We start from the raw sequence: 6,405 nt of genomic DNA on the forward strand, positions 1-6,405 counted from the left end.
GACGTGATCCGAAAGATCATGCAGGACAACGCCGCCAAGCTGTACAAGATCGAGGTCTAACGGCACTGTATGGCCACCCCAGACAATGTCGTCGCGGGCCGGACCGCCATCGTCGGTCTTGGCCATACCGTGCAGGGTGAGCTTCCCGGCCACTCGGCTGAGGAGAACGCCGTGGATGCGGCGCTGCTGGCGCTCACCGATGCCGGACTCACCGTGGACGACCTGGATGGGCTCGTCGCCTGCAAGTCGGTGCAGGGCCAGGGCAGCGATGTCAATGTGGGGGCGTTGCTCGGGGTGAACCTGCCGTACGTGCAGTCGCTGGACTACGGCACGTGCAACTTCTCGCTGCATCTGGCCGTCATGGCGATCGTCAGCGGGATGGCCAGCACGGTGCTGCTGACCTACGGGGCGAACGCCCGTAGTGGCAAGTTCGATTTCGGCAAGCCGATGTACGGCGCGGACATGGCCTCGGCCGCTGGGCTGGTGCACATCGCCGGCCGGGCCGGGCTCGCCCTGCAGCGACACAAGGCGGTCTACGGCACCACCGACGAGCAGTTTGGCATGCTCGCTGTGGGACAACGTGATTGGGCACAGTCGAACCCCAACGCGATCTTCCGCACCCCGATGAGCATGGCCGACTACCTGGCCGAGCCGTACATGGTCGAGCCGCTGCGCCGCTCCGACGTCACGATGATCTCCGACGGCGGCGTCGCGCTCGTGGTGACCACCGCCGAGCGCGCACGGCAACTGGCGAATCCACCGGTTTACGTCTCGGGCATGGCGGAGTACGCAGGGGTGCGTGGCGAACACAACCCGGAGAACCTGATGCGCCCGTGGCTGCGAGACTCCGCCGCGGCGATCTGGGCGAGCACCGGCCTGCGCCCGGCCGACATCGATGCGCTCTACATCCAGGATCCGACGGCGCTCTGGTCGCTGCAGATGCTGGAGTACTACGGCTTCTGCGGCATCGGGGAGGGTGGTCCGTTCCTGGCCGAAGGGCACACGCTGCGCGGCGGGTCGCTACCGCTAAACACCCACGGCGGACAGCTTTCAGAGAGCTATACCTGGGGCTGGATGCACGTCGTCGAGGCGGTCCGGCAGCTGCGCGGTCAGGCGGGCGAACGGCAGCTGGACACTCCCGAGATCGGGATGTATTGCTCCAGTCACGGTTTCGTCAAGGCGGCGGTGTCGGTGTTGTCGACGAATCAGAGCGTCGGCCAGTGACCGGACTTTCGCCTACCGACGATCTGCTGACAGGCCCGTTCTTCGCGGCCGCCGCGCAGGGCAGGCTCGTCGTGCAGCGCTGCAACTCCTGCCAGGCGCTGCGGTGGCCGCCGTTGAGCGGCTGCCCTGAGTGCCGCAGCCGCGACACCACGTGGGTCGACGTGGCCCCGACGGGAAGGGTGTGGAGCTTCGTGGTCTACCACCGGGCGTTTGCGGCCGAGCTGCGCGCGCACATCCCGTACACCGTGGTCATGGTGCAGATCGACGACGGGCCCTACCTCGTCGGGCGCCTCATGGCGGGCAGTGCGCCCGCCACGGTCGGCGCACGGGTGGCCGCGGAGGTCGTCGACATTGACGGCGTGCCGTCGGTGCAGTGGAAGATCGCATGACAGGGAGAAGCCATGGGACAGCTTGACGGGCGGGTCGCCTTCATCACCGGGGGTGCCCGCGGGCAGGGCCGCGCCCATGCGCTTGCGCTGGCCGCCGAGGGAGCCGATGTCGTAATCACCGACATCGCCGCCGACCTGCCGGAGCTCGGCTACCCGCTCGCCAGCGCCGATCAGCTCGCCGAGACGGTGAAGCTGGTGCAGGAGCACGGCGTGCGCGCGCTGGGGCTGCACGTCGACGCGCGCGACACGGGCCAGCTCGACGACGCAGTGGCGCGCGCGGTCGGCGACTTCGGACGCCTCGACATCCTGGTCGCCAACCACGGCGTGATCGATTTCTCTACGGTTGAAGAGACCTCGGATACCCTATGGCACACCATCATCGAGACCAACCTGACCGGCGTGTTCAAAGCCGTCAGGGCGGTCATCCCGCAGATGCGCCACCAGAAGTTCGGCCGGATCGTGGCGACCACCTCGATGGGGGCGCGCTACACCGCGCCCAATCTCGGGCACTACATCGCTGCGAAGTGGGGAGTCATCGGTCTGGTCAAGACGACCGCGTTGGAGCTGGCAGGCGACGGGATCACCGTCAACGCCCTGGCGCCCGGCGCGGTGGAGACCGACCTCTTCTTCAACCAGCCGACGTACGACATCTTCGTCCCCGACATCGCCAACCCCACCGAGGAGGACTTCCGCAGGCGGCTCGATGAGCTCGACTACGGCCTCAACGGGGTGCGGTTCCTGCAGCCTGGGGACGTCTCGCGCGCCCTGTTGTACCTGGTCACCGACCGCGGTCTGATGACAGGGCAGGTGTTGGAGCTCGGCCTGGGTACCTCGGCCTTCGGCATCTACTGAGGCGGAGATCCATGCGGTAGCCTTATCAACACGTGGGTTGATAGTTGGCAGGGGGGCGGTAACGGCCAGCGTCCCTCTCCGCCGGTCCAGACAGGAGCGCTGACCATGTTCGAACTGCCCCCGGTTACCAGCCGGCCGGTCACCCCTACTGACGCCCCTGCCGACGGCAATCAATCAATCATCATCTTAGGAGGAATCGCATGCCCAAGTGCGTAGTCGCCAGCCTGGCCAACCTCGACGGCGACACTCCGCTGATGCGGGTGGAGGCCCACGGGGTGCCCGTGTGCCTGGCCCGGCTGGCCAGCGGCGAGGTCTTCGCGGTCAGCGATCTGTGCAGCCACGAGGACATCGAGCTCAGCGACGGCGAACTCGACGGCGAGGACGTCGAATGTCCAGCCCACGGTTCGCGTTTCAACGTGCGCACCGGTGAGGTCAGCGGACTGCCCGCCGAGGACCCGGTGGCGACCTACCCGGTCACGGTCGAGGACGGCAAGGTCATCGTCGAGGTGTGAGCGGTGCGTCGGCCGCAGCGAGCAGCTCGGTGCGGACCGCGGCGATGTACTTGGGTTGATCGACGGCCAGCGCCGCGGTCAGTTCGCCGGTGACGCCGTGCCACTGGGCGGTCCAGCCCGGCTCGACGTCATCGTCGACGGTCTCTGTGTCGGCAGGATCGTGGTGGCCGACGTATTCGACGCGGTGGCCGAACTGGTGACTCCAAAAGTACGGCACGGGGTCGTGGATCAGTTCGGCATCAGACCCGTTCACGATGGCGTCGGCTACCACCGTCGGGGCGGTATACGCGTCGTCCCAATGCTGCACGTTCAGCCGGCGGCCGTAGCGGCGTGACCACCACGCGGCCGCGTCACCCAGTGCGTACACGTCGGTTTGGCCCTCGGCCCGGAGCTGCTGGCCAACGGCCAGTGCCGGAAGCAATTCCAGCCCGCTGCCCGCGAGCCAACCGGTGGCGGGTCGCACTCCGACGCCAGTAACCACCACATCGGCGGCTATCACCTCGCCGCCGGCCACGTGTACGCCGTCGGCTTCCACAGCTGTGACGCCCTGACCGGTGCGCAGCTCGGCGCCGTCCCACCAGGAGGCGAACCGGCTGCCGAGTTCGCTGCCAAACGCCTGCGCCAACGGTGCGGGGTGATACTCGAGCCCGGTCACCCGGCAGCCGCGCTCCAGTGCCGCGTGGGCCACCTCGGCGCCGATCCAGCTGGCACCGATGACGACGACGTGTGCCCCTGATATCAGCCTGTCACGCAGGGCCGTCGCCTCGACGTCGGTGCGCAGCACGAGCTGTTCGCCGCCGCCCGGCAGCCGCACGGGGGTGGCGCCAGTGGCGATCACCAGGTGTGAGAAGTCAACGGGGCCAGCTGATGTCAGCACCTGGCGGCTACCCAGGTCCAAGGATTTCGCCGCCACCCCGAGCCGTACGTCGATACCCAGTTCCTCATAGCGGACCTCGAACGGTTTGCAGTCACGCTTGCCTTGGATCACCGCCTTGGACAGCGGCGGGCGGTCGTAGGGCAGGCTGGGCTCGTCGCCGATCAACACGATCGACCCGGAGTGGCCGAGCCTGCGCAGCTCGGTGCACGTACGGCTACCCGCGAGGCCGCCGCCCACGACGACGACCGGTGTCTTGCTGTCCTGGATCACGCTGGTCAACATAGCAGTTGACAGCGCTGCGGACGAGTGCCATTGTTCAAAGTGAAGGAGGAATGTCACATGACTGAACTCGCTGCCCGCAATGAGGCGGACCCGGCGGAACCAGTGGACGGCTCGAAATGTCCGTTTGCGCGGGTGAATCGACTCGCCGACGTGTCGAGGCTGCTGCGCTCCAAGAGCGCCGTCACTCACAGTCCTGATCTGTTCGCCGGGCGCCAGAGCGACGAGGTCAACGGCGAGATCAACGTCCGCGAATTCCTCGGTGCATCAATGATGTTCCTCGAAGGCGAGTCACACCGGCTGCGCCGCAAGCTGCTCAACCCCCTGGTCCGCGCCGACGCGCTGCACGGCATCCGCGAGGACGTGGTGCTGCCCGAGGCCGACCGGCTGATGGCGCTGCGGCTGGCCGAGCCCGACGAGAACGGCACGCGCGGCATGGATCTCGTCGAATTCCTCGAACGGGTGTTCATCCACTTCACCGCCCGGCTCATCGGCCTGATCGGCGTGGACACCGACGAGCGGCTCGCGCTGATGCGTTCGTTTGCCGGACCGATCTCCGCGGGCACCAGCTCTGCCTTCCTCGACGACCGCGACCAGGTGAACCAACGAGCGCTGCAAGCCAAGTCCGGATACGTCAAGGAGTTCTTCGAGCCGTCACTAGCCTGGCACCGCCAACAGCGCGCCCGGATCGACACCGGCGAACTCGCCGAGGACGACGTACCCAACAGCCTGCTCAAGATGGTGGCCGCCGGACTCGCGCCGGAGTGGGAGGACGAAGCCAACGCCGTCGTCGAGTCCACCCTGCTGTTCGCTGCCTCGGTGGGCACCAGCACTCAGTCGATCGTGCACACCATCGACGTCCTGCAAACCTGGCTGCTCGAACACCCCGAGGACATCCCACGACGGAGCGAACCGACGTTCCTGCTCAACTGCCTGCAGGAGGTCATCCGGCTGCGCGCCCCGTTCTCGCCCTACACCACACGGCTGGCACTGGAGGAAGGTGAGCTCTCCGACGGCAGCAAGATCCATCCCGGCCAGGAGTTGCGGGTGGAGTAAGTGAAGGCCAACCGCGACACCGACGTATTCGGCCCAGACGCCATGGGATTCAACCCCAACCGGCCCTCGCCGGCCAACGGCACACCCAGATACGGCCTCGGCTTCGGCGTCGGGACCCACCAGTGCTACGGGCTGCGCGTGGTGGTCGGCAACGACGGCCAGGGCGGCGCGCACCTGGAACTGCTGCGCAAGCTCATGACCGCCGGAGTACGTCCCGACCCCGACAACCCGCCAGTCGACCTCGAAAAGGACATGACCAAATTCGAAGTCGAAGACATCCCCCGCTACGTCCAATACCCCGTGGTATTCGACAATTGGCAACAACCACAGACCCCCGCGGCACCATGAATGTCGTGTCGTGCTGGCGGCGCGCCAAGCGCCGGGTGAGGTGCGCCTGTGGCGTTGAGGTCGTCGCGCATCGGTTGGCAAGGGCCGTCTGGGTGGCAGCGTGCCTCGACTGCGGCCGGTGGTTCATCGCGGGCCGCCTGTCTGCGCGGCGCCGCCTCGCCGACGTACTCGTACGGGGCATCAGCTCGTACGCGCACCCAGACGATCACTTCATGGTGGCTGGGCTCTGACACGACAGGGGACATCAGTCGGTGCTCCGCCAATCCGCAGGTAGTGCAGCCCACTTCAGCCGTCGATGGCCGTCGTCGTGCGGGTGAGAGATCAGGTACGCGCCGACGACACGATTGAGACCCCCGGGCGGCGGCCAGTACCGGGGCGCCCCGTTGGTCGATCGCGGCCGGCGGGGGTGCGGTCGGCTGACCGGCCTCGTCGTGGCTGGTCGCGCGTAGGCTGACTCCTGTCCTACTCTGCGTGACATCGGAAGCCGCACTGCGCGAGCAACTTCCGGTGCTTGAGCGGGCCGAGATTCCTGCGATTGCTGCCGGAGGGAGGTGATGCACCAAGCGCAGCATGACTCCGACCGCAGCCGCGTCGGCGGCACCACGACCCCGAATAGACCGGCCGATACCGTCCTCATCGCGTCGGGGCGGATCGTCGCCGCGCCGGCACGCACGCACGCGGGTCCAGTCCAGAACCCCGATTTGTTCAGTGAGTGGACACGCCGCCGTCGACGGCCAGGGTGATGCCGGTGATGTAGGAGGCGGCGTCACTGGCGAGGAACACCGCCGCCGCGTCGAGTTCATGCTGCTTGCCGAACCGTTTGATCGAGGCGGTCTGGTCGATGATGGCAGACAGCTTGTCCTGATCG

8 protein-coding genes are annotated in these 6,405 nt (G+C 67.2%); 6 read left to right on the forward strand and 2 right to left on the reverse strand.

Features of this window, described 5'->3' with window-relative positions; genetic code table 11:
* Positions 1-171: 171 nt before the first annotated feature.
* From QOI01_RS26645 to QOI01_RS26660, 4 genes are all read left to right on the forward strand, one after another.
* Positions 172-1,224 carry a thiolase family protein gene (locus QOI01_RS26645; protein ID WP_526386165.1) on the forward strand — a complete coding sequence of 351 codons (1,053 nt, stop codon included), beginning with the start codon at positions 172-174 and terminating at the stop codon, positions 1,222-1,224.
* Positions 1,221-1,613, forward strand: a complete 393-nt coding sequence (locus QOI01_RS26650; protein ID WP_526386166.1) for a Zn-ribbon domain-containing OB-fold protein — start codon at positions 1,221-1,223, stop codon at positions 1,611-1,613. Before QOI01_RS26645 ends, QOI01_RS26650 begins: the two co-directional genes overlap by 4 nt.
* A gap of 12 nt (positions 1,614-1,625) precedes the next feature.
* Positions 1,626-2,465, forward strand: coding sequence for a mycofactocin-coupled SDR family oxidoreductase (locus QOI01_RS26655; protein WP_526386167.1), 840 nt, complete (start codon positions 1,626-1,628; stop codon positions 2,463-2,465).
* Between the two features lie 200 nt (positions 2,466-2,665).
* Positions 2,666-2,977, forward strand: coding sequence for a non-heme iron oxygenase ferredoxin subunit (locus QOI01_RS26660; RefSeq protein WP_526386168.1), 312 nt, complete (start codon positions 2,666-2,668; stop codon positions 2,975-2,977).
* On the opposite strand, the gene QOI01_RS26665 is transcribed toward QOI01_RS26660, so the two are convergent.
* On the reverse strand, positions 2,961-4,124 hold the full coding sequence (locus tag QOI01_RS26665; RefSeq protein WP_526386169.1) for an NAD(P)/FAD-dependent oxidoreductase: 1,164 nt from the start codon (positions 4,122-4,124) through the stop codon (positions 2,961-2,963). The genes QOI01_RS26660 and QOI01_RS26665 overlap by 17 nt on opposite strands.
* Before the next feature lie 69 nt (positions 4,125-4,193).
* Between QOI01_RS26665 and QOI01_RS26670 the strand changes: the two genes are divergently transcribed.
* Together QOI01_RS26670 and QOI01_RS26675 are read left to right on the forward strand one after the other, a co-directional pair.
* Complete coding sequence (locus QOI01_RS26670) at positions 4,194-5,189, forward strand: cytochrome P450 family protein (protein ID WP_526386170.1); 996 nt, start codon at positions 4,194-4,196, stop codon at positions 5,187-5,189.
* Positions 5,190-5,537 carry a cytochrome P450 gene (locus tag QOI01_RS26675; protein ID WP_526386171.1) on the forward strand — a complete coding sequence of 116 codons (348 nt, stop codon included), beginning with the start codon at positions 5,190-5,192 and terminating at the stop codon, positions 5,535-5,537.
* Between the two features lie 705 nt (positions 5,538-6,242).
* Here QOI01_RS26675 and QOI01_RS26680 read toward each other — a convergent pair.
* On the reverse strand, positions 6,243-6,392 hold the full coding sequence (locus QOI01_RS26680; protein WP_526386172.1) for an SDR family oxidoreductase: 150 nt from the start codon (positions 6,390-6,392) through the stop codon (positions 6,243-6,245).
* Positions 6,393-6,405 lie beyond the last annotated feature (13 nt).

Origin of the sequence: Mycobacterium sp., from assembly GCF_032162605.1 — a bacterium.
Classification (GTDB): Bacteria; Actinomycetota; Actinomycetes; order Mycobacteriales; family Mycobacteriaceae; genus Mycobacterium.